The 25,687-nt window shown below is 53.8% G+C and carries 27 protein-coding genes and 3 pseudogenes; 21 read left to right on the top strand and 9 right to left on the bottom strand.

Features of this window, described 5'->3' with window-relative positions:
* Positions 1–28 precede the first annotated feature (28 nt).
* Entirely contained in the window at positions 29–601 is a 573-nt protein-coding gene (gene nudE / locus ACWWJF_RS13880; RefSeq protein ID WP_455869772.1) for an ADP compounds hydrolase NudE, read from the top strand.
* A 93-nt stretch (positions 602–694) separates the two neighbouring features.
* Here nudE and mrcA read toward each other — a convergent pair whose 3' ends face one another.
* Entirely contained in the window at positions 695–3,244 is a 2,550-nt protein-coding gene (gene mrcA, locus ACWWJF_RS13875) for a peptidoglycan glycosyltransferase/peptidoglycan DD-transpeptidase MrcA (protein ID WP_455869771.1), read from the bottom strand.
* Positions 3,245–3,397: 153 nt separating this feature from the next.
* Between mrcA and pilM the strand changes: the two genes are divergently transcribed.
* The 7 genes from pilM to ACWWJF_RS13840 all read left to right on the top strand — a co-directional run bounded on the left by pilM (position 3,398) and on the right by ACWWJF_RS13840 (position 6,125).
* Positions 3,398–4,024: a type IV pilus biogenesis protein PilM gene (pilM, locus tag ACWWJF_RS13870; protein ID WP_455869770.1), complete on the top strand. Its 627-nt coding sequence runs from the start codon at positions 3,398–3,400 to the stop codon at positions 4,022–4,024.
* A complete protein-coding gene (locus ACWWJF_RS13865; RefSeq protein ID WP_455871277.1) occupies positions 3,916–4,248 on the top strand; it encodes a hypothetical protein in 333 nt (110 codons plus the stop codon). The genes pilM and ACWWJF_RS13865 overlap by 109 nt, the downstream gene beginning before the upstream one ends.
* Positions 4,249–4,401: 153 nt before the next feature.
* On the top strand, positions 4,402–4,575 hold the full coding sequence (locus ACWWJF_RS13860; protein WP_455869769.1) for a hypothetical protein: 174 nt from the start codon (positions 4,402–4,404) through the stop codon (positions 4,573–4,575).
* Positions 4,576–4,578: 3 nt separating this feature from the next.
* On the top strand, positions 4,579–4,842 hold the full coding sequence (locus tag ACWWJF_RS13855; RefSeq protein WP_455869768.1) for a PilN domain-containing protein: 264 nt from the start codon (positions 4,579–4,581) through the stop codon (positions 4,840–4,842).
* 25 nt (positions 4,843–4,867) lie between these two features.
* Positions 4,868–5,377 carry a hypothetical protein gene (locus ACWWJF_RS13850; RefSeq protein ID WP_455869767.1) on the top strand — a complete coding sequence of 170 codons (510 nt, stop codon included), beginning with the start codon at positions 4,868–4,870 and terminating at the stop codon, positions 5,375–5,377.
* Positions 5,378–5,379: 2 nt separating this feature from the next.
* The gene (locus tag ACWWJF_RS13845) at positions 5,380–5,751 is read left to right on the top strand and encodes a HofP DNA utilization family protein (RefSeq protein WP_455869766.1); all 372 of its coding nucleotides are present in this window, start codon (positions 5,380–5,382) and stop codon (positions 5,749–5,751) included.
* A 134-nt stretch (positions 5,752–5,885) separates the two neighbouring features.
* Positions 5,886–6,125, top strand: coding sequence for a hypothetical protein (locus ACWWJF_RS13840; protein ID WP_455868475.1), 240 nt, complete (start codon positions 5,886–5,888; stop codon positions 6,123–6,125).
* On the opposite strand, the pseudogene ACWWJF_RS13835 reads toward ACWWJF_RS13840, so the two are convergent.
* Positions 6,072–6,275: pseudogene (locus ACWWJF_RS13835) on the bottom strand (IS110 family transposase); the annotation flags it as partial. The gene ACWWJF_RS13840 and the pseudogene ACWWJF_RS13835 sit on opposite strands and share 54 nt — an antisense overlap.
* A 9-nt stretch (positions 6,276–6,284) precedes the next feature.
* Positions 6,285–7,453 (bottom strand): IS3 family transposase gene (locus ACWWJF_RS13830; RefSeq protein WP_455869765.1). Its coding sequence is split into 2 segments (ribosomal slippage): positions 6,285–7,198 and positions 7,198–7,453, totalling 1,170 coding nucleotides; the frame shifts between segments, so codons are not numbered across the junction.
* A gap of 47 nt (positions 7,454–7,500) precedes the next feature.
* Here ACWWJF_RS13830 and pilQ point away from each other — a divergent pair.
* The 9 genes and pseudogenes from pilQ (at position 7,501) to trpS (ending at position 15,183) form a co-directional block, all read left to right on the top strand.
* The gene (gene pilQ / locus ACWWJF_RS13825; protein WP_455869764.1) at positions 7,501–8,547 is read left to right on the top strand and encodes a type IV pilus secretin PilQ; all 1,047 of its coding nucleotides are present in this window, start codon (positions 7,501–7,503) and stop codon (positions 8,545–8,547) included.
* A 336-nt stretch (positions 8,548–8,883) separates the two neighbouring features.
* Positions 8,884–9,405, top strand: a complete 522-nt coding sequence (aroK, locus tag ACWWJF_RS13820; RefSeq protein WP_222158785.1) for a shikimate kinase AroK — start codon at positions 8,884–8,886, stop codon at positions 9,403–9,405.
* Between the two features lie 48 nt (positions 9,406–9,453).
* On the top strand, positions 9,454–10,539 hold the full coding sequence (gene aroB / locus ACWWJF_RS13815) for a 3-dehydroquinate synthase (RefSeq protein WP_455869763.1): 1,086 nt from the start codon (positions 9,454–9,456) through the stop codon (positions 10,537–10,539).
* A gap of 131 nt (positions 10,540–10,670) precedes the next feature.
* Positions 10,671–11,672 carry an SPOR domain-containing protein gene (locus ACWWJF_RS13810; RefSeq protein ID WP_455869762.1) on the top strand — a complete coding sequence of 334 codons (1,002 nt, stop codon included), beginning with the start codon at positions 10,671–10,673 and terminating at the stop codon, positions 11,670–11,672.
* 80 nt (positions 11,673–11,752) lie between these two features.
* Positions 11,753–12,577 carry an adenine-specific DNA-methyltransferase gene (gene dam, locus ACWWJF_RS13805; protein WP_455869761.1) on the top strand — a complete coding sequence of 275 codons (825 nt, stop codon included), beginning with the start codon at positions 11,753–11,755 and terminating at the stop codon, positions 12,575–12,577.
* A gap of 54 nt (positions 12,578–12,631) precedes the next feature.
* Positions 12,632–13,309 carry a ribulose-phosphate 3-epimerase gene (gene rpe / locus ACWWJF_RS13800; protein ID WP_264625109.1) on the top strand — a complete coding sequence of 226 codons (678 nt, stop codon included), beginning with the start codon at positions 12,632–12,634 and terminating at the stop codon, positions 13,307–13,309.
* Positions 13,302–13,778 (top strand): HAD family hydrolase, encoded by a 477-nt coding sequence (locus ACWWJF_RS13795; protein WP_455869760.1) that lies wholly within the window; start codon positions 13,302–13,304, stop codon positions 13,776–13,778. The genes rpe and ACWWJF_RS13795 overlap by 8 nt, the downstream gene beginning before the upstream one ends.
* 96 nt (positions 13,779–13,874) lie before the next feature.
* Positions 13,875–14,186, top strand: a pseudogene (locus ACWWJF_RS13790) (HAD-IA family hydrolase); the annotation flags it as partial.
* Entirely contained in the window at positions 14,179–15,183 is a 1,005-nt protein-coding gene (gene trpS, locus ACWWJF_RS13785; RefSeq protein ID WP_455871084.1) for a tryptophan--tRNA ligase, read from the top strand. The pseudogene ACWWJF_RS13790 and the gene trpS, both read left to right, overlap by 8 nt.
* A 538-nt stretch (positions 15,184–15,721) precedes the next feature.
* Here trpS and ACWWJF_RS13780 read toward each other — a convergent pair.
* Together ACWWJF_RS13780 and ACWWJF_RS13775 are read right to left on the bottom strand one after the other, a co-directional pair.
* Positions 15,722–16,929 (bottom strand): IS3 family transposase gene (locus tag ACWWJF_RS13780; protein ID WP_455871083.1). Its coding sequence is split into 2 segments (ribosomal slippage): positions 15,722–16,608 and positions 16,608–16,929, totalling 1,209 coding nucleotides; the frame shifts between segments, so codons are not numbered across the junction.
* Positions 16,930–16,997: 68 nt separating this feature from the next.
* Positions 16,998–18,170 (bottom strand): annotated as a pseudogene (locus tag ACWWJF_RS13775) (IS4 family transposase); the annotation flags it as partial.
* Between the two features lie 108 nt (positions 18,171–18,278).
* On the opposite strand from ACWWJF_RS13775, the gene ACWWJF_RS13770 reads away from it, so the two are divergent.
* The gene (locus tag ACWWJF_RS13770) at positions 18,279–18,581 is read left to right on the top strand and encodes a pirin family protein (protein WP_455869759.1); all 303 of its coding nucleotides are present in this window, start codon (positions 18,279–18,281) and stop codon (positions 18,579–18,581) included.
* Positions 18,582–18,622: 41 nt separating this feature from the next.
* Positions 18,623–19,144, top strand: a complete 522-nt coding sequence (zur, locus tag ACWWJF_RS13765; protein ID WP_455869758.1) for a zinc uptake transcriptional repressor Zur — start codon at positions 18,623–18,625, stop codon at positions 19,142–19,144.
* A gap of 66 nt (positions 19,145–19,210) precedes the next feature.
* Here the strand turns inward: zur and lexA are convergent, their stop codons facing one another.
* Both lexA and ACWWJF_RS13755 read right to left on the bottom strand, forming a co-directional pair.
* Positions 19,211–19,822, bottom strand: coding sequence for a transcriptional repressor LexA (gene lexA / locus ACWWJF_RS13760; RefSeq protein WP_455869757.1), 612 nt, complete (start codon positions 19,820–19,822; stop codon positions 19,211–19,213).
* A gap of 120 nt (positions 19,823–19,942) precedes the next feature.
* On the bottom strand, positions 19,943–20,311 hold the full coding sequence (locus ACWWJF_RS13755) for a diacylglycerol kinase (RefSeq protein WP_455869756.1): 369 nt from the start codon (positions 20,309–20,311) through the stop codon (positions 19,943–19,945).
* A 128-nt stretch (positions 20,312–20,439) separates the two neighbouring features.
* Here ACWWJF_RS13755 and plsB point away from each other — a divergent pair, with 128 nt between their 5' ends.
* On the top strand, positions 20,440–22,905 hold the full coding sequence (gene plsB / locus ACWWJF_RS13750; protein WP_455869755.1) for a glycerol-3-phosphate 1-O-acyltransferase PlsB: 2,466 nt from the start codon (positions 20,440–20,442) through the stop codon (positions 22,903–22,905).
* A gap of 68 nt (positions 22,906–22,973) precedes the next feature.
* Here the strand turns inward: plsB and ubiA are convergent, their stop codons facing one another.
* Together ubiA and ubiC are read right to left on the bottom strand one after the other, a co-directional pair.
* Entirely contained in the window at positions 22,974–23,843 is an 870-nt protein-coding gene (gene ubiA, locus ACWWJF_RS13745; protein WP_455869754.1) for a 4-hydroxybenzoate octaprenyltransferase, read from the bottom strand.
* A gap of 6 nt (positions 23,844–23,849) precedes the next feature.
* Positions 23,850–24,398, bottom strand: a complete 549-nt coding sequence (gene ubiC / locus ACWWJF_RS13740; RefSeq protein WP_455869753.1) for a chorismate lyase — start codon at positions 24,396–24,398, stop codon at positions 23,850–23,852.
* Positions 24,399–24,523: 125 nt separating this feature from the next.
* On the opposite strand from ubiC, the gene ACWWJF_RS13735 reads away from it, so the two are divergent.
* A protein-coding gene (locus ACWWJF_RS13735; RefSeq protein WP_455871082.1) for an IS3 family transposase occupies positions 24,524–25,674 on the top strand; the annotation gives its coding sequence in 2 pieces (ribosomal slippage) (positions 24,524–24,794 and positions 24,794–25,674; 1,152 coding nt in all).
* Positions 25,675–25,687: the final 13 nt, after the last annotated feature.

The raw sequence follows: 25,687 nt of genomic DNA, 5'->3' as shown, positions 1-25,687 counted from the left end.
AGGAATGCCTCGTAGGGCGAATATATTTATGGATAACAATCTGAAAAAACCGAAAATTCTGAACGTGGATACGGTGGCTCGCTCGCGCCTGTTTAACGTGGAATCGGTTGATCTTGAGTTCAGCAACGGCGTGCGCCGCGTGTATGAACGGATGCGCCCTTCGGGGCGAGAAGCGGTGATGATTGTGCCGATTATCGACAATCAACTGGTGCTGGTGCGCGAATACGCCGTCGGTATCGAGCAGTATGAATTGGGGTTCCCCAAAGGACTCATCGATCCGGGGGAAACCGTTTTTGAAGCGGCGAATCGTGAATTGATGGAAGAAGCGGGATTCGGCGCACACCAGATGTCGCTGTTGGCGACGCTGACGTTGGCGCCTTCCTATTTCTCCAACCGCATGAATATCGTGGTTGCGCGTGACCTTTATCCGCAGACGCGAGAAGGGGATGAGCCTGAGCCGCTGATTCCAGTGCGCTGGCCGTTGGATAATCTGTTGGGCCTGTTGCAGGAACCGGATTTTCGCGAAGCGCGTAACGTCAGTGCGCTGTTTTTAACGCGCGAGTGGTTGGCAGGACAGACACTTTCATCGTCCCCGGCCTAGGTCGGGGAACGCTTGCAGAAATAATCCGTTTGGTTTGTAAGCGATTCCCGCCTGCGCGGGAATGACGGGAAGGTGCTCGTCCGTGGCGAAGCGTTAAAACAGCTCTTCGCTCTGACCGTTTTCCATCAAGGTGGTGCCTGCCTCGTGGACTTCAAACTCCGTAGGCTGTGTGCCATCGATAAAATATTCCGCACGGCTGTTGCTACCGCCGCTGGAGAGTTTACCGGTGTAGCGATCGATGGTGACGGTAACGACGCCCGGCGGCGGCGTCAGCGGCTGCTCTGCCACGCCTTGCAAGGCGACTTTCATATAGTCATCCCACGCGGGTTGGGCGCTTTTTGCGCCGCCCTCATAACCCGATATCTGATCTTTAATTGCACCAGAAACCGTGCTGCGGCCCAGATCGCGGCGATGATCATCAAAGCCAATCCACACCGAGGTGACAAGGTTGGGTCCGTAGCCGGAGAACCAGGCATCTTTGGAACTGTTGGTGGTGCCGGTTTTGCCGCCGATGTCATGGCGCTGCAAATCTTTACCAGCACGCCAGCCCGTTCCCATCCAGCCGGGTTCGCCAAAGACGTTACTGTTGAGCGCACTCTTCATCAGAAACGACAACGGCGTACTGATGACATGCGGTGCATACGGCAACGTACTTACCTGCGCTTCGGTTGGCGTGACGGCATCAATCTGTGGTTGAGGCACAGTGCCCTGCTGCTCTTGCGAAGTGGCGACGTTCTCCATGCTGTCCGTTGAGAGTACGGCTGAGCGCGGTGTTTCACCATAAACCAGCGGCAGATTGCAGGTGTCGCACACGGTTTTCGGCGTTGCGTTGAAAAGCGTGTTACCAGCGTCATTCTCGATACGGGAAATGAAGTAAGGGTCAACCAGGTAACCCCCGTTAGCCATCACGGCATAGCCTCTGACTACCTGGAGCGGCGTGAAGGAGGCAGCACCCAGCGCCAGCGATTCGGTACGCACAATGTTTTGCTGCGGGAAACCGAAACGCTGTAGGTAATCAGCCGCATAATCAACGCCCATGTCGCGCATCGCGCGCACCATCACCACGTTTTTAGACTGACCCAGCCCTTGACGTAAGCGAATCGGACCGTCGTAGGTTGCCGGAGAGTTCTTCGGACTCCAGTCTGAGCCAGCGCCCGCATCCCAACGGGTGATCGGTACGTCGTTAAGGATGGTAGCCAGCGTCAGCACCTTATCCATGGCGGCGGTGTAGAGGAACGGTTTGATATTGGAACCGATCTGACGCAGCGCCTGCGTGGCGCGGTTGAACTTGCTCTGATTGAAATCAAAGCCGCCCACCAGCGCTTCAATGGCACCGTTGGCCGGGTTCATGGACACCAGCGCGGAGTTGACGTCCGGCGCTTGTCCCAGCCACCAGTAGTTGCCCACTTTACGCACCCACACTTGCTGGCCGGTTTGCACCACATCAGTGACGTGGCGTGGCATCGCCCCTTGCAGTACGTCAGATTTAAACGGACGCGCCCATTTCATACCGGCCAGTGGCAGCACAACGCTGCTGCCATCGGCCATCAGCGCGGTGGCTTTGTCGGCATCGCTTTGGGTAATAACCGCGGGATTTAGCGGACCGTAGTTAGGCGTGTTTTTCAGTTCATTGATAATGCGGGTTTGATCCCAGGCGCTTTCACCCACTTTCCACAGCACTTTTTCCGGGCCGCGATAGCCATGGCGCATATCATAGGCCATGACGTTATTGCGCAGCGCCTCTTCTGCGGCGAGCTGACGTTTCTTGGTGATGGTGGTGTAGACCTTGTAGCCATTGTTATAGGCGTCTTCACCGTAGCGTTTCACCATCTCCTGACGCACCATTTCGGCCAGATATGATGCGGAGAAGGCAATCTCCGGTGCGTGGTAGTCGGCCACCAGCTTCTCATTACGCGCCTGATCGTACTGGGCCTGCGTGATGTAATTTTCATCGCGCATACGGGCCAGCACCACATTGCGGCGCGCCACGGCGCGATCGTAGGAGTAGAGCGGGTTAAAGGTGGACGGTGCTTTAGGTAAACCGGAGATGGTGGCCATTTGGCTCAGCGTCAGTTGGTCAACTGAGCGGCCAAAGTAGACGTGCGCAGCAGCACCTACCCCGTAGGCGCGATATCCGAGATAAATCTTGTTGAGATAAAGCTCCAGGATCTCGTCTTTGGTCAGCAACTGTTCAATGCGGATCGCCAGAAACACTTCTTTGATCTTACGGATCAGCGTGCGTTCAGGGCTCAAAAAGAAGTTGCGCGCCAACTGCTGCGTGATTGTACTCGCCCCTTGCGATGCGTGCCCGGAGGTCAACGCAATAGTGGCGGCGCGCACAATCCCTACCGGATCGACACCGTGATGCTCGTAGAAGCGGCTGTCTTCGGTAGCGATAAACGCGTGGACCATTTCAGGCGGAATCTGACCCAACTTCAGCGGAATGCGGCGCTTCTCACCGAACTGGGCAATTAGCTCACCGTCGGCGCTGAACACCTGCATAGGCGTTTGTAACCGGACATCTTTCAACGTTGCTACATCGGGCAACTGAGGCTCGATATAACGATATAGCCCATATATCGACGCGGCTCCAAGCAGAATGCAAGTCACTACAAGTATGAATAAATACTTTACGAACTTCACCGGGAATTTTCCATTCAGTAGCGTGTGGACAGTTTCTAAACAATTGCCCGCTAGTATAAAGGTAAGCCTGCACTGTGGATACGTTCTTTTATTCAGCACACGTTTTCAGCAACGCGTGCCCTTCTCAACGACGAGGGAGAGGTCGCATTGAACATGGCTTATCACCATTGGCAGGTCGGATTAGATATACAAAACGGATGTCTGCGTGCCCTGGCCGTACAGCGCCGCCGCTATGGCTGGCAACTGCGTCAGTGGTGGCAAATCCCACTGCCTGCGGACACATTAAGGGAGGGGAGTTTACAGCATTCCGACGCGTTGTGCGATGTCCTGACGCAATGGCGGCGGGTGCTACCGCGCCGAATATCGTTGCGCGTTGGCTTTCCGGCCCAGCGTGTGTTGCAGCAGCTTATGGCGGCCCCTGACAGCCGTCTGCGGGAGCCAGAGCGTGGCTGGTATATTGACCATCAGGCGGCGCGTCAGTTTCCCATTGGTCGAGAATCGTTGGTGCTCGACTATCGCAGTGAGTCCCAGTCACCGGGGGCATTACTGATCACCGCGGCCAAACGTGAAGAGGTGGCGCAGTGGCAAGATTGCCTGCATCGTGCCGGGCTAACGCCGGATGTGTTGGATATTGTGCCCTGCGCGTTGCGCACCATGCCCAATTGGCGGGGGTGGCTTCTGATTCCCTGCTGTTGCACCGCCTTGATACCGATCACTGGCTGTGGGTTTCGCCGTTATCTCAGCCGCTGTCGTTTGGTGTTATCTCGCAAGACGTGGTGACACAGTGTGGCGATATCGTCACCTGTGTGAGCAATCACTACCCTGGTAAGCGCGGTGAAATGACGTATTACAGTGGTGAATGCGGCGAGGACATTTCGTTCTCTGTGCACCCGATGGCATCGTGGTCGCCGTTTGACATTTTGCATAAAGCCTATCCGCCGCTGCCGCTTAACCCGTCCCAGTTTGTGGTGGCGGGTGGTTTGGCCCTGCGGGCGGACGATTAATGCACACCTTTTCGCGTCAATCTGCTGCCATGGCGTCAACGCCGATGGGTACGAGATACTCGCCGTTGGTGGCTGTGGCTGCTGTTTTTCCTGGGGAGCTTGTTGATCGCGCTGGCGGTGTGCCGTGGGGGGCTTGACCAACAACGTGGCGCGATGGAGGAAACGCTGCACACGTTGCAACAAAAGCACCTCGCCGACAGCGCACAACTGCGTGAGGTAGAACGGTTGATGGTCGCCCTGCAACAGTGGCACGCGCAGCAGCAAGCAGAAAACAACACCCGAGTGCTTAACCGGGGTTATGAACAGCTGTTAACGCAACTGGCGTAGTGGGTGCCTGATGGGCTGTGGCTTACCGCCATCACCGTGCAGGATGGCAAGGTCTATCTGACGGGCAGAAGCCATGAGTATGCCGATATCGTGCACTTCAGCTCCCGACTCGCAACCGAAACAGCGCTGACGTCAGCACGTCTGATGCAAACACGGCAGGAAATAATGGCGTCACCCAAGGGTGACGTGCCGGTATTGACGTTCCACCTTCAGGCGGATTGGCGCGTTGAGCGCCTTTCTTGGCAGGACGAGCCCCATGATGAGTAGTGTGCGCTCTCTGTGGCTGAGGTTTATGGCAACCTCACAATGGACGCAGTGGTTGGTGCAAGGTCTGGTGATGGGAATGCTAGCTGCGTTGGGATATTACACGGCGCTGCAACCGGAACGTGTTGCCGTGGAGCGCTTGCGACAACATCTTGCGCACTCTAGTGAGGCGAACGCTGCGCTGGTGCTGCGTTTGGATAATTTCCCTGCATTGGCGACGTTGCAACAACAGTGGGATACCTTGCCGGATAAACCAGTTCATCACGCGACGGTGGCGCTGACAGAGCGCCTGCTGCTGCCGCTCTCTGCATCGAATGCAGCATTAATAACATTACAACCTCCGAATACCCCACATCTACAGCCGTGGAAAATGATAGTAAGTACTGACTTTTTTGGTGCGTTGATGCTCATTCAGCACATCACTGCATCTACGCAACCGCTGCATATACACTCGCTCTCCATTGATGTGCAACACGACGTGTTGCATCTGGAAATGCAGATTGCTGTTCCTGGCTCTGGTGAGGAGGCGCAACGGTGAAAGTGACTTATGGCTGGATACTGGTGCTGGCGCTGTACTCACCGGTAGCACTCAGCGATCTTGCACGCACAGGGCGTGATCCCTTTCAGCCAGTCGCCAGGCACACAGTCGATGGGGATGAAATTGTGCGATGGCGGCTGGAAGGTATGATTGAGGATAGCGCAGGGTGGTTTGGCTGGCTTTCTATGCCAGGGGAGACTTGGCTCATGGTGAACGTGGGCGATGCGCTGGCATCCACGGGGTGGACCATTAGCGCCATCGACGAGTACGGTGTTCAGGTGGAAAAGTCGGTGGTGGATGTAACCGGACAAGCACGCCATTGGGTGCGAACGCTGCCTGTTGCACGGTCATCGCGCCATGGCGCGATACGCTGAGTTTTGCAGCGCTGCACACGGAGGGAAACAAGATGAAATCTATGGTCACCCCCATTTTTTCTATGGTCACCCCCATTTTTGCAACACTGATCTTTGATTAATGGTGGGCTTGCTTAAATCTATCCGGCGTCTTTATGGCCAAGGATGCCCGCGCCACGATGAGTTTCGCACCTGATATTCCTAAAAAGGCCATCGGCTTCATTGAGCCATTTTCATTTTTTGGTTTTATATCAGGCCGTCAGGCCGTTCATGTCATCAATAATCAGTCTTCGCAAAACCAGATGGGTAACTTCGTTAAATTGCTGACTGTTAGACCAGCATTACTGTTCAAACACGGTATTTCGTGTCGTTATTGCCCAAGCTATTCGAGCTAATTTATTTGCTAATGCACAGCACACAACGCAAGAATGTTTCCTGCCCAACTGAGACCTTACCCAATCAGCTAATCTCCCTGATTGATGGTCAATTCTTAGGATAAATACCCGCGCACATTGAACAAGCAATCGGCGAAGGTTTTTATCTCCATGTAGTGGTCAACTAATATTGGCCACCGCATTAGACTGTATGTAGAACAGTCGCTCAGATTCGTTTGGAGTTAAGCCGCCGTTATACCAGTGAGGCCGGATAGCGCTGTAATACCCCGTGATGTAGCGGATAATCGCGTCCTGGGCTTCGCTGAAGCTGTTGTAACCCTTTGTCGGCACCCATTCTGTCTTCAGGCTGCGGAAGAACCGCTCCATTGGCGCATTATCCCAGCAGTTACCCCGCCGACTCATACTCTGCTTTATCCGGCAGCGCCACAGGGCTTGCCGGTATTGACGGCTGGTACAGTGGCTGCCCTGGTCGCTGTGGAACATGACTCCTGTTGGTTGTCCCCGGAGTTCCCAGGCCATCTGCAACGCTTTAACTGTCAGCGCCGAGTCCGGCGACGTCGACATGGCCCAGCCCACCGGTTTGCGGGCGAACAGGTCTAGCACCACCGCAAGGTAAGCCCAGCATTTGCCCGTCCAGATGTAGGTCACATCGCCGCACCAGACCTGATCCGGCGCGGTAACCGCGAACTGGCGGTTGAGATAGTTCGGTATTTCAACGTGTTCATTGCCGCCGCGTTTGTATTTGTGAGCCGGTCGCTGGCAGCTGGCGATACCCAGCTCCTTCATCAGCTTGCCAGCCAGCCAGCGCCCCATTTTGACACCGGAGCTGCCGGTGACGATGGTCGCGATACTTCGAGCGCCGGCAGAGCCGCCGCTGGCGTTCCAGGCTTCCATGACGCGGCTACACTTAACCACGCGCTCACCGTCGGGTTCATTAGCGGAAGCCTGCCAGTGCCTGTAGCTGCTGCGATGTACCTCAAAAGTTTGGCACAACGCCGTGACCGGGTATCGCGCCCTCAGCCTGTCGACTACCGTGAACCGTTGAGTGAGTCCGACATTAAGAGCGCCGTAGCCTTTTTTAGGATTTCGTTCTCCATTTCAAGGCATTGGACTTTTTTCTTCATCTCACGCAGCTCGAGCTGTTCAGGGGTAAGAGGAAGTCCCGTTGGCGTTTTTCCCTGTCGTTCAAGGCGAAGCTTATTGACCCAGCGACTAATGGCAGAATGGCTGACATTAACCGCCTCTGCGGCCTTAACGTATGTGTAGCCGTGGTCGACAACCAGCTTTGCGGCTTCGAGCTTAAATTCCGCCGTAAAATGTTTACCCATGAGGTCACCTGTCGTGTTGATGAGGTGAGCATATCACCTCCGATCAGGTGGCCAGTATCAGTGTGCCACTACACCTGCGTTTAAACCACGTTCCCTGGCAGCAGGCGTTAGACATTGTTGCGCTTCAGGGCGCGCTGTCAATTGAGCGCAGGGGTAATGTGTTGCTGGTGTCTTCACTTGCGACAGAAACTCGTCAGGCAGTGTTGGAAAATCGCCTTTTCACCCTGCAATACGCCGATGCGCAAGAGGTTGCCACCAGCGTGCTGGCACAGCGCAGTACGCTGTTATCGGAACAGGGTAGCGTGAGTGCTGATACGCGCACCAATACCCTCTTGGTGCGCGATGTTCCGGCGATAGTGCAGTCGTTACAGGCGTGGATTGACGCGCTGGATAGGCCTGTTGCTCAAGTACAATTAGCCGCACACATTGTCACCATCAGCAGCGACAGTTTACGGGAATTAGGGGTTAGTTGGGGCATGGGCGAGCCGACGCAAGCGAGCCGAACGCTGCGCCTGAATGACTTTAACGTTAACCTGCCGGTGGAATCGCCCGCGGGTAGCGTTGGATTCAATCTGGCGCGCTTGAGTGGCAGATTGCTCGATTTAGAATTGTCAGCGCTTGAGCATGAGAACCAGGTTGAAATCATCGCCAGCCCGCGTCTTTTTACTGCGCATAAGCAGATGGCCAGCATCAAGCAGGGTACGGAAATTCACTATCAGGTATCCAGCGGCACCAGCGGTGCGACCGCCATCCAGTTTAAAGAAGCGGTATTGGGTATGGAAGTAACGCCTACGGTGCTGCGTGAGGGCAAAATTATCCTTAACCTGAAAATCAGCCAAAACATGCCAGGGTTGGTGATTAAACAGAGCGACAATGGCGAAACACTCGCGATCGATAAACAAGAAATTCAAACCCAGGTTACGGTGTCTGATGGTGAGACGATTGTGTTGGGTGGGATTTTTCAACAACAAAAAAATCGAGGGGAACGAAAAGTACCGCTGCTGGGTTCACTGTTTCAACATCAAAGAACTGAGCGTAGGCGGCGTGAACTGGTGATTTTTATCACTCCGACATTGGTCGCCGCTTCGTCGTGATAGGTGTATAACGGTGTGCTCGGCGATCCACGTTTTACCCGTTTCCGCTTTCCCAGTTTGACGCTGAGCTGGATTTAGCATACAAGGTTAGCCCATTGAGCGCTGCGGTCTGTCGAAGCGGAATTATCTTACCGAAAGATGCCTAATTAATACTCTTTTTGCTGTTTGGCGCGGGGCGAGACATTTTATTCGGTTGCCAAATGCCCCTGAGTATTGAGATAATTTTCTGTCTGATTCTCGAACTATCGCTCATGAGGTTTCAGTTTAGGTCCCGCCGCTGGGTTGATTGGCGGGGCGGGTTATCATTAACGAATAGTCTTAGTAACACCAAAAAACATGGCAGAGAAACGCAATATCTTTCTGGTTGGGCCTATGGGTGCCGGCAAAAGCACTATTGGCCGTCAGTTAGCTCAGCAACTCAATATGGAGTTTTTCGACTCCGATCAAGAAATTGAGCGACGCACCGGGGCTGATGTTGGCTGGGTTTTTGATCTCGAAGGCGAAGAAGGTTTTCGCGAACGCGAAGAAAAAGTCATCAACGAATTGACCGAAAAACAGGGTATCGTACTGGCTACCGGAGGTGGCTCAGTAAAATCACGCGAGACGCGCAATCGCCTGTCTGCGCGCGGCGTTGTGGTCTATTTGGAAACCACCATTGAAAAACAGTTGGCGCGCACGCAGCGTGACAAAAAGCGTCCTTTGCTTCAGGTAGAGGATCCGCCGCGCGAAGTGTTGGAGGCGTTAGCAAGAGAGCGTAACCCGCTGTATGAAGAAATTGCTGATGTCACCATTCGCACGGATGAGCAGAGCGCCAAGGTGGTTGCCAACCAGATTATCAGTATGTTGGATGGCAACTGAGTAACAACATCGCCCTGAGCTCCGGGGCCAAGCGGGTGAACCACGCGCATGGAAAGAATTACCGTAACATTAGGGGAACGCAGCTATCCCATTACGATAGCCGCTGGGTTGTTTGCTGACCCGGCTTCTTTTATGCCGCTGACCGCGGGCGAACAGGTGATGTTGGTGACCAACCAGACGCTGGCTCCGCTCTATCTTGAGGCAGTGAGCCGTGTGCTGGAACAGGCTGGCGTGAAAGTCGACCACGTCATATTGCCAGACGGCGAGCAGTATAAATCGCTAACGGTATTGAACGACGTCTTTACCGCATTGCTGCAAAAACCCCATGGTCGGGACACAACGATCGTTGCTCTGGGTGGAGGTGTGATTGGCGATCTGGCGGGCTTTGCTGCCGCCAGCTATAAACGTGGCGTGCGCTTTATTCAGGTACCTACAACGCTGCTATCACAGGTTGACTCCTCTGTCGGCGGGAAGACGGCGGTCAATCATCCGCTCGGTAAAAACATGATTGGCGCGTTCTATCAGCCCGCTTCTGTGGTTATCGATTTGGATTGTCTTCGCACCTTACCGGCCCGGGAGTTTTCTTCCGGCCTGGCCGAGGTGATTAAATATGGGATTATTCTTGATGGCGAGTTCTTCGTTTGGTTGGAGAATAATCTTGACGCTGTACGTGCGCTGGAGCCTGCGGCGCTCTCTTACTGCATTCGCCGTTGCTGTGAACTTAAAGCCGAGGTGGTGGCTGCGGATGAACGCGAAAGCGGGGTGCGTGCGCTGCTTAACCTGGGTCATACTTATGGTCATGCAATCGAAGCTGAAATGGGGTATGGCAACTGGTTACACGGTGAAGCGGTGGCGGCGGGCATGATGATGGCCGCGCACGCGGCGAGAAGGCTAGGCCAGTTCAGCGTGTCGGACATCGATCGTATTCGCGCATTGCTCGAGCTTGCAGGATTGCCGATTCAGGGCCCAGATGCGATGTCGCCAGAATCTTATCTTCCCCATATGATGCGTGATAAAAAGGTACAGTCGGGCGAGCTGCGCCTGGTTTTACCTACCGCAATTGGACGCTCGGAAGTCCGTGGCGGCGTATCACACGATATTGTGTTGGCGTCTATCGCTGATTGCCGGGCGTGAATGCGGTTTTTCGGGTATTTGCAGACATATTCACGCTGATGGTTTATGGTTAATAGAAGATAATGTCTTATAATTCAACAATTCGCTTACCGCGCAGCGGGTATATGTTTTTTATAGTTGGAGGGGTTTAAATGGACGAATTTAAACCAGAAGATGCGTTAAAACCGGATACCAGTGATCGGCGGCCACAACGTCAGCAACGCAGCCCCCGTCTTTCTGCGCCGCAGTTAGCGCTCTCTCGTCAACATTTGATGATTGGTATCGGGATCGTGGTGCTGGTGTTGTTGATCATCGGCGTAGGCTCAGCCTTGCAATCGCCGTCTAAACCGGCGGAAGGCGCGCCAACGGCAGCGTCGGGTAACGGTGAGAAGAGTATCGATTTATCCTCTTCTTCTTCGATGGCGCAGGTAACGCCCGCCCAAGGGGACGCCGCATCAGTAAACGCTACCGCGCCGGGTCAGCCGCAAACCTTGAATGCGCCGCTGGTCGCAAGTTCACCGACACAAGCACAAGTCACGCCTCCGCCTGTCGGGCAGCAGCGTGTTGAGTTGCCGGGCAACATGACGGATGCGCTTTCGACGCAGCAAGAGAAGGTTAACGCCTTCTCGCAAGGAGCGACCTCGGGCTCCTCGCCGGTAACTACTCTGCCGATTGCGCCTGCTACTGTGGTTCCTTCAGCGAAAAACCCGCCGCACGTCTCAGAGAAGACGGCGCAGGAGAAGGCTGCACATGCTAAAAACGTTCAGGATAAGGCCGCACAGAGCAAATCAGCCCTAACGCCAGCGCAAAAAGTGCCGATGACATCAGACAAGCCGACATCCTCTGGGAACAAGGCTACGGTTTCAGGGCAGGGGGGATCGATTCAGAATGCGCCCGCCAGCCATTTCACACTGCAATTGAGCAGTGCATCACGTTCAGATACGCTGAAAGCTTACGCCACACAGCACAACCTACCCAACGCCTGGGTTTATGAAACCAAGCGGGACGGTAAGCCCTGGTATGTATTGGTGAACGGTGTTTACGCTTCTTCTGCGGAAGCGAAACAGGCGGCAGCATCGCTTCCTGCGGCCGTGCAGGCAGAAAAACCATGGGTTAAGCCGATCCGTCAGGTGAAGCAGGACTTGAATAAGTAACACCAATTTTAGCCCTGATGTGCTGTCTGACACAGAGTACAATCCGCGGCTCTGAAATGTAATGAGTAACTAACGACGGCATGAAGAAGAACCGCGCTTTTTTAAAATGGGCTGGTGGGAAGTATTCGCTGGTAGAAGAGATTCGCCGCTATCTACCTGAAGGAGACTGTTTAATTGAGCCGTTTGTCGGGGCCGGTTCGGTGTTTTTGAATACGGAATACGCCCGTTACATCCTGGCGGACATTAACAGTGACCTCATCAATCTCTACGATATCGTTAAGACGCAAACCGACGATTTCATTCGTGACGCGCGCGAACTGTTCACCGATGAGTACAACGTGGCGGAAATATTTTATCTGTTGCGTGATGAGTTCAATCTTTGTGCGGTGCCCTATCGTCGTGCGGTACTGTTTTTGTATCTGAATCGCCACTGTTATAACGGATTGTGCCGCTATAACATGCGGGGCGAATTCAACGTGCCCTTTGGCCGTTACAAAAAACCGTATTTTCCCGAAGAGGAGTTACGCTGGTTCGCTCTCAAAGCGCGCAATGCCACTTTTGTTTGTGAGCATTATCAGCAGACTTTGCTCAAAGCAACGCAAGGTGCGGTGGTCTATTGCGATCCTCCTTATGCTCCGCTTTCCGCAACGGCGAATTTTACGGCGTATCACACGAATAATTTCAACAACATCGATCAACAGAGCCTGGCGACGCTGGCGTATCGGTTGTCGGTGGAGAGTGCCATTCCCGTACTGATATCCAACCATGATACCGAGCTGACTCGAGCGTGGTATCAGGATGCGGCGCTGTATGTGGTAAGGGCGAGACGCACCATCAGTCGCAATATCATGGGGCGGAGCAAGGTTAATGAGCTGTTGGCGCTCTATGGTGCGCCACTGCGTTAATACCCGATGCGCGCGCATAGCGCTGGTTATCCTACAAACTGTTTGGAGATACGAATGAAGCCTTTCTTGATCGCTCCGTCCATCTTATCGGCCGACTTTGCCCGGTTAGGGGAAGACACCGCCAGTGTGCTGGCTGCTGGAGCCGATGTGGTTCACTTCGATGTCATGGATAACCACTATGTCCCCAACCTGACTATCGGGCCGCTGGTGCTTAAAGCATTGCGCAACTATGGCATTACCGCCCCTATCGATGTTCATCTGATGGTGAAACCGGTAGACCGTATTATTCCCGATTTCGCCGAAGCCGGTGCCAGCTTTATCACCTTCCATCCGGAAGCCTCCGAGCATGTCGATCGCTCGCTGCAACTGATCAAGGATCACGGCTGCAAAGCCGGGCTGGTGCTGAATCCGGCGACGCCGCTCAGTTGCCTTGATTATGTAATGGACAAGCTGGATATCATTCTGTTGATGTCGGTCAATCCTGGCTTTGGCGGGCAATCTTTTATTCCCGGCACGTTAGATAAGCTGCGTCAGGTGCGTCAACGCATCGATGAGAGCGGTTATGACATTCGACTGGAAGTGGATGGCGGTGTAAAAGTCGATAATATTGCCCAGATTGCGCAAGCCGGTGCGGATATGTTCGTGGCAGGCTCTGCTATTTTCGGTCACCCCGATTATCGCGCTGTAATTGATAACATGCGCAGTGAATTGAGTAAGGTATCTCATGGCTGACATCAGTATGGTTCGCGGGTTGGCTTTCGATCTGGATGGCACGCTGGTCGACAGCGCGCCGGGTTTGGCGGATGCCGTTGATATGGCGCTGCAAGCGCTGAATCTGCCTGCGGCGGGTAAAGCGCGCGTTGCTACCTGGATCGGCAACGGTGCTGATGTGCTGGTGGAGCGGGCGTTGTGCTGGGCGGGAATGACGCCTACGGCGCAAGATACCCGCACGGCGCGCGAACTGTTTGATCGCTACTATGCGCAAACGGTGGACAGCGGCAGTAAGCTGTTTCCCGACGTGCACGCCACGCTGACCCAACTGGCTGACTGGGGCTACCCGCTGGCGTTAGTCACCAATAAGCCGACGCCTTTTGTCGCGCCGCTGCTGGAGACGCTGGGTATTGCCCATATCGTTATACACATCTTTCTAACGCACTTTTTAATCAATGAGTTACGGGTTTATCTCAGAGTGGCATTTTGAACCTCAAAAAGCCAATGGGATGGCTTGAATGCCTTAATTCACGGGGTTCTGAGCATCCTGTTCAAAAAATGGCCAAAAGATGTGTATAACGATATGGGTATTGCCGGGTTGTTTAGCCAGATTGTCGGCGGTGATGATGTCAAAATGAAAAAGCCGCATCCTGCGCCGCTCTATCTGGTATTGGCACAGCAGGGTTTACTGGCATCCGAATTGTTGTTTGTCGGCGATTCGCGCAACGATATTCAGGCGGCACAGGCCGCAGGTTGCCCGAACGTGGGCATGACTTATGGCTATAACTACGGAGAAGCCATTGCGCTGAGTCAACCTGACGTGGTGCTTGAGCGCTTCTCACAACTTTTGCCCTGGGGCCACTTACGTCAAAAAATCAGGAAGCGTCAGCATGAATAAGCCCATAGTTTTTAGCGGCGCACAGCCGTCCGGTGAACTTACCATTGGTAACTACATGGGTGCATTACGTCAGTGGGTGAACATGCAGGATGATTACGATTGCATATACTGCATCGTTGACCTGCATGCCATCACCGTGCGTCAGGACCCCCAGCAGTTGCGCAAAGCAACGTTGGATACGCTGGCGCTCTATCTGGCCTGTGGTATTGATCCACAGAAAAGCACCATCTTCGTTCAGTCTCATGTGCCAGAGCACACGCAACTGAGCTGGGTGCTAAATTGCTATTCCTACTTTGGTGAACTGAGTCGCATGACGCAGTTCAAAGACAAATCAGCGCGCTATTCCGACAATATCACTGCCGGTTTGTTTGACTATCCGGTACTGATGGCGGCCGATATTCTGCTGTATCAAACCCATCAAGTGCCGGTGGGTGAAGATCAGAAACAGCATCTGGAATTGAGCCGCGATATTGCTCAGCGCTTCAATGCGCTCTACGGTGACGTTTTCAAAGTGCCAGAGCCGTTTATTCCCAAATCCGGCGCGCGTGTGATGTCGCTGCTGGACCCCACCAAAAAAATGTCCAAGTCGGATGACAACCGCAATAACGTGATTGGACTGCTGGAAGATCCGAAAGCCGTAGTGAAAAAAATCAAACGTGCGGTGACGGATTCCGATGAACCGCCAGTAGTGCGTTATGACATTGTCAACAAGGCGGGGGTATCCAACCTGCTGGATATTCTGTCCGGGGTTACGGGAAAACCGATTCCTGAACTGGAAAAAGCCTTTGAAGGCCAGATGTATGGTCACCTGAAGGGTGAGGTCGCACAAGCCGTTTCCGGTATGCTGACCGAGTTGCAGGCGCGCTATCATCATTTCCGCAACGATGAAGCTTTCTTGCAACAGGTGATGCGTGACGGTGCTGAAAAAGCGCGTCTCAAAGCAACTGCGACGCTGAAAAAAGTGTACGATGCGGTAGGTTTCGTCGCTCATCCGTAATCTGTGGGCCGGGCTGATTTATCGGCTCGGCCGCATTATATATCTCTTTCTTCCGTCATTCCTGCGCGTGCAAAACTTCCTCTTTTGCACCTTTATTTCGTGTGGCATTATTTAACGTATCCATATCGAGTGGTTTCTGTTATTTATAAACAAAGATATAAAGTAATGTTTGTTCGTATACTCATGCGTTGAATCACAGGATTATACGGTTCAAACACAGTATTTTATTATTAAAACGATTTAATAATCGAAGTTCACTTAATAAATAGGTGATAAATAACACATGCCTCAACTCTATCTCTATATTTTATTATCAAGCTTGACCATTGCCAGTCCAGGCCCGGGGGTGTTGCTGACAATAACCAATACGCTTAACTTTAACCTGAAGAATGCTGTCGCCGGTATATTGGGCATAGCAGCGGGCATGGGGGTTATCTCACCTCGTTATACACATCTCTGTTCGTGCCTGAGCGCGCGTAGCGTTTCGGCGGCCGTCATGACTGATCTTGACCCACCATCTCCGGACAGCTTTTGTATCTTAAGTTAACGATGCCCGCTGGCGCCGATATTCTCTTGGGGAGTTGTATCCCAGCGCACTGTGCGGATGGTTTTCATTGTAATGATTGAACGCCGCTGCAAGATTCTTCAGCGCTGTTCGCACATCGGGTTTTGGCATGAAGGCGATGTAATCTTCCTTCATCGTCTTCACGAACCGTTCTGCCATGCCGTTACTCTGTGGACTGATCACTGCTGTTGTGCAGGGCTCCAGATTCAGTTCTCTGGCGAACTTCCGCGTTTCATGCGCTGTGTACGCTGAACCATTATCCGTCAGCCATTGCACTGGTTTATCCGGCAGCGCGCTACCGAAGCGTTTTTCCACCGACCTCAGCATCACATCCTGCACGGTTGAACTGTCATAACCCCTGGTGCTCGCTGCCCAGTCTATGGCCTCCCGGTCGCAGCAGTCCAGTGCGAACGTCACCCGCAGCTTCTCGCCGTTGTCACAACCGAACTCGAAGCCATCTGAGCACCAGCGCATATCGCTCTCTGCTACCGCGATTTTGCCTTTATGCTCCCGCTTCGGACGTTCAGTTTTATCATGCAACAACAGCAGGTTATGCTCGCTCATTATCCTGTAAAGCCGTTTGGCGTTCACCGGTGGAAGTCCCTCTGCACGACGTTGCTTACGCAGGATACCCCACACTCGGCGGTAACCGTAACTGGGCATGTCGCTGATGATACGGAGGATGTCCGATAATATCTCAGCATCAGCTTCGTCATTACGCCGGTTGCTGCGCCTGTCCAGCCAGTCGGCAGAACGGTTAACCCGCAGTGACAGCTGCGCACGCGACACGCTCATGGCGCGGCTGACCAGAGCTATTCCCCGTCCTTTGGCAACAAGGGCGCGTGCGCTATCCATTTTCGCGACTGGCGGTACTCCACTGCTTCTTTGAGGATCTCAACTTCCATCGTCTTCTTACCCAGAAGGCGCTGTAGCTCCCGGACCTGCTTGAGGGCAGTCGCCAGCGCCGAAGCTGGAACCACGTCTTCTCCGGCCGCAACGGCGGTGAGGCTTCCTTCCTGGTATTGCTTCTTCCACTTAAACAAAAGGCTGGGCTGGATGCCATGCAGGCGGGCTACATGGGAGACGTTCATCCCCGGCTCCATTGTCTGCTGAATGATGGCGATTTTCTCTTGCGGAGTTTTACGCTTACGGACTTCTTGCCCTAACAGGATCCCGGTCATTTCAAAATTAGCATGATTGTTAGACATATATCTAAGCCTATCTCTTATCTGGAGATACAGCTACTGTCTGGTGTTACAGGGGGCCCTTGGGCATACATCATCAGTAGGTAAGCTCCATGAGTCTCGTCGGAATCAAAGAACAACATTGCGTCCAGCTCTGGACAGGTTCGTCCCATACGCATTAAATAGGCGATGCGCCATGCCACGATCATGAACAGCGCCAATGCCCGCTCAATGCGATCCACGGTCGATAACTGTAACGCTTCGACACAGCAGCCGTTCTTCAGCACATTGAAGAACATCTCGATTTCCCATCTAGCCCGATACCAGTCGATCAGCTCCACGATATCTTCTCGTCCTTCAGGTACGCGATTGCTCAGCAACCGCCACTCGACCGGCTTCACGCCTGCTGGCGGCTCAATTTCCTTGGCTATCACACAAGTCACTGCCAACCCGCAACGCAGCGACACTCGCTTCACGCGCAGCGCCTGTTTCACCGTACGCGCCTTCTGCCCCGCGCGAGCCGCCATAACGAATTGGATTTCTCCCACCGGCACGGTCTTTCCAACCTTCTGCCAAAGCTTCTCATTACAGTCCAGACTGCGATTATGAGTCGAGCGGATCAACCAGTCAGCCGGAGTGCCAAGGTCATCAGCGAGCTGCATCAACGCCTTGATATCCGCTTCGCGATCGGCTAAGTACACCAGACGTGTGTTTGGCAACTCCGAGGCGAGTTCAGCAACTCGCTCGTATCCCTCGAGCCAGCGCGTACTCTCCTTGAGCCCATCGCGTTTTCCGTCTGCATCCTTCGGCTCTCTTGCCCACATCCACGCATCCAGTACGCCCAACCCCACGCGATCCGGACTGACCGCGTAGGTCGGATGCAGGTACAGACCACGCCTGGCTTCGTAGTTCAAGGGACCCAAGCCTTGGATTTGCTGCCCGTTGAAGTCAAGCTCGGTAGTGTCTTGGATACACAGCACAACCTCGTGTTCTCGGATCCTTTCCTGCGTACGCTGCCAGTGAGGTTGCAGAATGTCTCGCCATTCGAATGCTTGGTTCTCCATGAAGCGGTAAGCACCCAGCGTCTCAGACCATCCGAGGCACGCATGCGGAATGCTGGCTTGCGGATTCTCAGCCAGCCGTATCAAAAGCCCTTTGGCACGCTTATTGAGCCTCGTGTCACCAAGATTTACCCCTTCCAGTTCTTGGTGTGCCCAACCATCTGAATCCCGTGTCATTTTTCAGCGCCGTAAATGGCGATAGTACACGTCGGTTTCACTTCATTTACAACCCCACCGGCTGCCTATTTCAGCCCGCTAACCCTTGGCATATAAGGCGTTGCGGACTTGTGTATAACGAGGTGGGTTTGGGTACACCATTTGCAATTGGACGAAGGCGAACAACACACGTTTACGCTCAACGGCAACCGCGCCTATTTTCAGGTGGTTCACGGTGCGATGGAAGCCATGACGCCGCAAGAGAACGCAACGATGTTACAGTGTGGAGACGGCGCCTTCATTCAGCAGGAAAAACAGCTGACTATCCGCGCCAAAGCCCCGCTGCGCGCGTTGCTTATCGATCCTGGTTGCCTGAGGCACATTCGACCTACTGATGGATTATCACAGCGCGATCCACGCCTTACATGGTAAGATGGACAACATGTTCATCATCATGCGGTAGGATCAGGCCAATGGATTCAAGCGACCAAGACAAACTCCTTGCCCAGGCGGAAAGTATTTGCCAACAGCGCAACGTGCGCCTTACGCCACAGCGACTCGAAGTGCTTCGGCTGATGGCCCAGCAACACGGCGCTATCAGTGCTTACGATCTGTTGGATCTGCTGCGCGTCTCAGAACCGCAAGCCAAACCCCCTACCGTATACCGCGCTCTGGATTTTCTGCTAGAGCAAGGGTTTATCCATCGAGTGGAATCGACCAACAGCTATGTCATGTGTCACCACATTGAAGAGCATAGCCATACTTCAGCGCTGTTTATTTGCGATCGCTGCGTGCAAGTTACGGAACGTCAGACGGAAGGCATTGAAGCCATTCTTCAGCCGTTGGCACAAAGCGCCAATTTCACGCTGCGTCACAGCGTGGTCGAGGCACATGGCCTGTGCGAAGCCTGTCAGGAAGTGGCTGATTGCCGTGAACATGGGCACTGTCATCACGACCATACGGTGCCCATCAAAAATTCGAAACCCGGTCGTTGAGCTGAGAGGGCATCACGTCACCGACAAGGCTTTCTCTGAAAGAAATGCCCTGTCGGCTAACGCGGTTTAGCTCCACTCACCGTTACGGATAACACCGACGGCCAGCCCTTCAATAGTGAAACTCTGCTCACGCAAATCAACCACGATGGGAGAAAATGCCTCATTCTCCGCCAGAAGTTGTACGGTATTACCTTGACGCTTCAATCGCTTAACCGTCACTTCATCTTCAATGCGTGCCACAACGACCTGGCCGTTACGCACCTCTTGCGTTTTATGCACGGCAAGCAAATCACCGTCCAGTATCCCGATATCTTTCATCGACATACCGCTGACGCGCAGCAGAAAGTCTGCGTGCGGTTTGAACATAGACGGATCGACCTGATAGTGGCACTCGATGTGCTCTTGCGCCAGCAGCGGTTCACCCGCAGCAACACGACCAATCAGCGGCAGGCCTACATTTTCATCTTCCATCAGCAGACGGATACCGCGCGATGCACCGGAGACAATTTCAATCACGCCTTTACGCGCCAGCGCCTTCAAATGCTCTTCCGCCGCGTTGGGTGAGCGGAAACCCAGTTGCTGGGCGATCTCGGCACGCGTTGGCGGCATGCCGGACTGCGCAATATGATCGCGAATCAGATCATAGACCTGCTGCTGTCTGGTTGTTAATGCTTTCATCCCGCCCCCTGGTTTTTTATACAGTTTATCTGTGAGTATATACAGGTCATCGCGGCTTGGGAATGACAGAGAGGCAAATACCCGTGTTTTTATGCTCTTTACCTCAAAATCATGCTGAAATCACCCCAGCACGAGCGGCCAGAGAATGCTCACCCAGACAACGGCGGCAAAGACCAAGGCCACAAACACGGCCGCCGAACCGATATCCTTGGCGCGCCCGGAGAGTTCATGGTGCTCCAGCTCCACGCGATCGACAACGGCCTCAATCGCGCTGTTGACCAACTCGACCACCACCACCACCACCACCACGCCAATCAACAATAGCCGTTCCAGCAGTGACACGGGGAGCCAACACGCAACCAATACCGCTACGACCAGCAGCATCAGTTCTTGCCGAAATGCGGCTTCGTGCTGCCATGCTTGTTTCAGCCCTTTGAGAGAGTACCCGGTTGCTTTGATAATCCGAGTTACCCCGGTAGCCTTATTCATGTTTTTTCACCCGTTTATCAGAGATTTTTTGCAATTTTCCCGTAACACCGTTGTATCACACCACAGATCTCCCGTGTACTTTCTGGTATCCTTGCGGCGCATTGCTACTCAAGAGGCTTCTGGTTGTTATGTCCGGCTGGCGTAAAATTTACTATAAATTACTGAATTTCCCACTTAAATTGTTAGTGAAAAGCAAGATAATTCCTAACGATCCCGTGGCGGAGTTAGGGCTAGATCCGTCTCGCACCATCCTTTATGTGCTGCCCTATAACTCACAGGCGGATTTACTGACGCTGCGCGCAAAATGCCAAGCGTTAGAACTGCCCGATCCGCTGGAACCCACTGAAATTGACGGTGTATCACTGCCTAGCCACGTGTTTATTAACGATGGCCCGCGCGTGTTCCGCTATTACACGCCCAAGCAGGAATCCGTCAAACTGTTCCATGATTATCTGGATCTGCACCGCAACAATCCCTATCTCGATGTACAGATGGTGCTCGTGTCTGTCATGTTTGGCCGCTCTCCGGGCCGAGAAGGACAGCACGGCGCGACGCCGCATCTGCGTCTGTTGAACGGCATTGAGAAATTCTTTGCGGTGCTCTGGCTGGGACGCGACAGCTTTGTGCGCTTCTCCAGCATCGTGTCACTGCGCCATATGGCAACCGAACACGGTACTGACAAAACCATAGCGCACAAACTGGCGCGTGTCGCCCGCATGCATTTTGCCCGTCAGCGTCTGGCCGCCGTTGGCCCACGTCTGCCGGTACGTCAGGAGTTATTCCATAAGCTGCTGGACTCTAAGGCCATCAAGAAAGCCGTTGAAGATGAGGCGCGCAGCAAGAAAATCTCCCATGAAAAAGCTCAGCAAAATGCCATCGCCCTGATGGAAGAGATTGCAGCAGACTTCTCTTATGAGGCCGTGCGGCTTTCCGATCGCATTCTGAGCTGGACCTGGAACCGCCTGTATCAAGGCATCAACGTACATAATGCCGAGCGCGTACGCCAGTTGGCGCAGGATGGCCATGAACTGGTTTATGTGCCTTGCCACCGTAGTCACATGGACTACCTGCTGCTTTCCTATGTGCTGTATCATCAAGGTCTGGTTCCTCCCCATATCGCAGCCGGTATCAACCTGAATTTCTGGCCAGCAGGCCCGATTTTCCGCCGTCTGGGTGCTTTCTTTATTCGCCGTACCTTCAAGGGCAACAAGCTCTACTCCACCATCTTCCGTGAATATCTCGGCGAGCTGTTCTCTCGCGGCTACTCCGTCGAATACTTTATGGAAGGGGGGCGTTCGCGCACGGGTCGTTTGCTGGAGCCCAAGACCGGCACGCTGGCCATGACCCTTCAGACGATGCTGCGCGGCGGTACCCGCCCCATTACGCTGGTGCCGATTTATGTGGGTTATGAGCATGTGATTGAAGTGGGCAGCTATGCGAAAGAACTGCGCGGTGCCACCAAAGAGAAAGAAGGTTTCATGCAGATGGTGCGCGGGTTACGCAAACTGCGCAATCTGGGGCAAGGCTATGTGAATTTTGGCGAGCCGCTGTCGCTGACGCCTTACCTCAACCACCATGTACCGCAGTGGCGCGAAGCTATCGATCCGATTGAAGCGCAGCGTCCTACCTGGCTCACGCCTACCGTGCAGGATATTGCCGATATCGTCATGGTGCGCATTAACAATGCCGCCGCCGCCAACGCCATGAACCTGTGCTCCACGGCTCTGCTGGCGTCACGTCAGCGCGCACTGACCCGTGAGCAAATGCATGAGCAACTGGACTGCTATTTGCAGTTGCTGCGCAACGTGCCTTACAGCAAAGATGTCACTGCACCGAAAAAGACTGCGCGGGAACTGCTGGAACACGCGCTGGCAATGAACAAATTCGAGGTCGAGCAAGACAATATTGGCGAGATCATCATCCTGCCGCGTGAACAGGCTGTGTTGATGACCTATTACCGCAATAACATCCAGCATTTGCTGGTACTGCCATCGATGATCGCCAGCATTGTCATGCACCGAGGAAGGATCACGCCGGATGAGTTAACACGGCAGATGTCATTGATTTACCCGTTAATTCAAGCCGAACTGTTCTTGCATTACAGTAAAGAGGCACTGCCTGCCGTCATTGAAACGTTGACCGCAGAACTGGTGCGTCAGGAACTTATTGTCATCAAGCAAGATGCGCTGGTGTTGAACCCGCTGCGAATTCGCACACTCCAACTGTTGGCAGCCGGCGTGCGGGAGACCCTGCAACGCTACGCGATTACGCTGTCATTACTCGGTGCTAACCCGGAAATGAACCGCGGTACGCTGGAAAAAGAGAGCCGTAATATGGCGCAGCGCCTGTCCGTGCTGCATGGCATCAATGCGCCTGAGTTCTTTGATAAGGCGGTGTTCTCAACGCTGGTTGCCACACTGCGCCAAGAGGGTTACATCAGCGACAGCAGCAGCGTGGATACGCGCAATACTTTGGAACTCTACCGCATTCTTAGCTATTTGATCACACCGGAAGTTCGGTTGACGATTGAAAGTGCCAGCACACCTGCCAGCGCAGAATCGGAAGATGAAAAGCAGGAAGTAGCGCAAGCGTAGTGTTGTGCGACTGCGCGGTTTATTGCCGCTACTCCGGCATCACACGCCATGTGTGATGCCGGGGAACATCACAGCCCCAGCACAATCCCCGCAAACAACACCATCCCCACAAAGTTATTGTTGTGGAACGCACGGAAACAGGCATCGCGCTCACGCCCGGCGGTCAGCCATTGCTGATAGCCGAACAGACCAGCCGCCATCAGTACCGTGAGGTAAAATGCCGCCCCCAGTTTCATTTGCAAGCCTAGTACCACCATCAGTGCCAGCATGCTCGCCTGCAACAAGCCGATGATCAAGGTATCAAAACGCCCGAACAGAATAGCGGTGGATTTGATGCCAATCTTGAGGTCATCATCGCGATCGACCATGGCATATTGTGTGTCGTAGGCGACGGTCCAGCAGATGTAAGCTAAAAACATGATCCAGGCGCTTGCGGGCAGGGATTCGCTGACAGCGGCATACGCCATGGGGATTGACCAGCCGAACGCTGCGCCCAACACAAACTGTGGCAGGTGGCTGACGCGTTTCATGAAGGGGTATATCCATGCCAATGCCAACGCTGCCACGGAGAGCCAAATGGTCATACGATTTAATGTCAGCACCAGAGCAAACGCCATCAGCACCAGAACAACAAACAGCACTTTTGCCGATTGCTCACTCACTAAGCCGCTGGGTAAAGGACGAGATGCGGTGCGTTTTACATGCCCATCAAAATGGCGGTCAGCGTAATCATTGATAACACAGCCTGCCGCGCGCATCAGAAATACGCCCGCAACGAAGACCAGCAGCGTCCACGGGCTCGGCACGCCACCGCCCGCCAGCCATAATGCCCAGAGGGTTGGCCAGAGCAACAGCAGGGAACCAATCGGCTTATCAATTCGCATTAACCTACAATAAGCGCCCCATTTTCCCGCTGTCATACTTCTTTCCAACGTCATTTCTCCTTAACGGTTACCCCGCTCAACGCCTTGAAAATGATATGCAGGCGACGAGGGCAAAAACAATTCTGTCAGCAGTATTGGCTGATTAAACAAACGCAGACGGGATCGCCGAGCCCACAGGTTTTCACAGCGCCCAATGTGAATGTAATCGCGTTGCAGGGAATCCTGTTTAAACAGATAGCGCCCGAGCGGTGTATCACCAAGCGTTGTCAACGCCGACACAGAGGTGTCAAGGGCTGAAGGCGGAATCAAGGTTCTGGCGGCCACCCAGGGCTGTCCATCACCGTAGATTATCACCTCTCGCAACCAATAACGCGCGCTGTGTGGTAACTCGCGCTGTTCATCACCCAGCATCTCAGTCGCAATGTAACCATTATAGTACGGTACCACCGTCAACTGTGTGCAATGTCGTTCCAGCCGCTGCGTCATCGAACTGGTTTCTTTCAGCCAGGTATCGACAGGGGATGGCAGCTCCATCGGCGTTTCTTTTAACCAATCAGTCGCGTGCAACCATGCTATGTTGCGCAGCAGTGTTAGCGCTGCATCGGGCATATCCCTACTCCAATTGTGGCTGGCGGAGCATGATGATGGCAGAGATACCGTTTGTAGTGGCCAATATTAGTTGACCACTACAGTTAGGGCAAGAAGTCCGTAAGCGTAAAACTCCGCAAGAGAAAATCGCCATCATTCAGCAGACAATGGAGCCGGGGATGAACGTCTCCCATGTAGCCCGCCTGCATGGCATCCAGCCCAGCCTTTTGTTTAAGTGGAAGAAGCAATACCAGGAAGGAAGCCTCACCGCCGTTGCGGCCGCAGAAGAAGTGGTTCCAGCTTCGGCGCTGGCGACTGCCCTCAAGCAGGTCCGGGAGCTACAGCGCCTTCTGGGTAAGAAGACGATGGAAGTTGAGATCCTCAAAGAAGCAGTGGAGTACCGCCAGTCGCGAAAATGGATAGCGCACGCGCCCTTGTTGCCAAAGGACGGGGAATAGCTCTGGTCAGCCGCGCCATGAGCGTGTCGCGTGCGCAGCTGTCACTGCGGGTTAACCGTTCTGCCGACTGGCTGGACAGGCGCAGCAACCGGCGTAATGACGAAGCTGATGCTGAGATATTATCGGACATCCTCCGTATCATCAGCGACATGCCCAGTTACGGTTACCGCCGAGTGTGGGGTATCCTGCGTAAGCAACGTCGTGCAGAGGGACTTCCACCGGTGAACGCCAAACGGCTTTACAGGATAATGAGCGAGCATAACCTGCTGTTGTTGCATGATAAAACTGAACGTCCGAAGCGGGAGCATAAAGGCAAAATCGCGGTAGCAGAGAGCGATATGCGCTGGTGCTCAGATGGCTTCGAGTTCGGTTGTGACAACGGCGAGAAGCTGCGGGTGACGTTCGCACTGGACTGCTGCGACCGGGAGGCCATAGACTGGGCAGCGAGCACCAGGGGTTATGACAGTTCAACCGTGCAGGATGTGATGCTGAGGTCGGTGGAAAAACGCTTCGGTAGCGCGCTGCCGGATAAACCAGTGCAATGGCTGACGGATAATGGTTCAGCGTACACAGCGCATGAAACGCGGAAGTTCGCCAGAGAACTGAATCTGGAGCCCTGCACAACAGCAGTGAGCCGTCCACAGAGTAACGGCATGGCAGAACGGTTCGTGAAGACGATGAAGGAAGATTACATCGCCTTCATGCCAAAACCCGATGTGCGAACAGCGCTGAAGAACCTTGCAGCGGCGTTCAATCATTACAATGAAAACCATCCGCACAGTGCGCTGGGATACAACTCCCCAAGAGAATATCGGCGCCAGCGGGCATCGTTAACTTAAGATACAAAAGCTG

It is taken from the genome of Symbiopectobacterium sp. Eva_TO, from assembly GCF_053848865.1.
The sequence above is the reverse complement of the archived record's forward strand: the minus strand, read 5'-3'. Positions and strand labels throughout refer to the sequence as shown.

Coding starts and splice junctions, on each gene's coding strand:
- nudE (WP_455869772.1), top strand. CDS start 29: ATGGATAACAATCTGAAAAAACCGAAAATTCTGAACGTGGATACGGTG.
- pilM (WP_455869770.1), top strand. CDS start 3,398: ATGGCTTATCACCATTGGCAGGTCGGATTAGATATACAAAACGGATGT.
- ACWWJF_RS13860 (WP_455869769.1), top strand. CDS start 4,402: ATGGAGGAAACGCTGCACACGTTGCAACAAAAGCACCTCGCCGACAGC.
- ACWWJF_RS13850 (WP_455869767.1), top strand. CDS start 4,868: ATGGCAACCTCACAATGGACGCAGTGGTTGGTGCAAGGTCTGGTGATG.
- ACWWJF_RS13840 (WP_455868475.1), top strand. CDS start 5,886: ATGGCCAAGGATGCCCGCGCCACGATGAGTTTCGCACCTGATATTCCT.
- aroK (WP_222158785.1), top strand. CDS start 8,884: ATGGCAGAGAAACGCAATATCTTTCTGGTTGGGCCTATGGGTGCCGGC.
- aroB (WP_455869763.1), top strand. CDS start 9,454: ATGGAAAGAATTACCGTAACATTAGGGGAACGCAGCTATCCCATTACG.
- ACWWJF_RS13810 (WP_455869762.1), top strand. CDS start 10,671: ATGGACGAATTTAAACCAGAAGATGCGTTAAAACCGGATACCAGTGAT.
- dam (WP_455869761.1), top strand. CDS start 11,753: ATGAAGAAGAACCGCGCTTTTTTAAAATGGGCTGGTGGGAAGTATTCG.
- rpe (WP_264625109.1), top strand. CDS start 12,632: ATGAAGCCTTTCTTGATCGCTCCGTCCATCTTATCGGCCGACTTTGCC.
- ACWWJF_RS13795 (WP_455869760.1), top strand. CDS start 13,302: ATGGCTGACATCAGTATGGTTCGCGGGTTGGCTTTCGATCTGGATGGC.
- trpS (WP_455871084.1), top strand. CDS start 14,179: ATGAATAAGCCCATAGTTTTTAGCGGCGCACAGCCGTCCGGTGAACTT.
- zur (WP_455869758.1), top strand. CDS start 18,623: ATGGATTCAAGCGACCAAGACAAACTCCTTGCCCAGGCGGAAAGTATT.
- lexA (WP_455869757.1), bottom strand. CDS start 19,822: ATGAAAGCATTAACAACCAGACAGCAGCAGGTCTATGATCTGATTCGC.
- ACWWJF_RS13755 (WP_455869756.1), bottom strand. CDS start 20,311: ATGAATAAGGCTACCGGGGTAACTCGGATTATCAAAGCAACCGGGTAC.
- plsB (WP_455869755.1), top strand. CDS start 20,440: ATGTCCGGCTGGCGTAAAATTTACTATAAATTACTGAATTTCCCACTT.
- ubiA (WP_455869754.1), bottom strand. CDS start 23,843: ATGACGTTGGAAAGAAGTATGACAGCGGGAAAATGGGGCGCTTATTGT.
- ubiC (WP_455869753.1), bottom strand. CDS start 24,398: ATGCCCGATGCAGCGCTAACACTGCTGCGCAACATAGCATGGTTGCAC.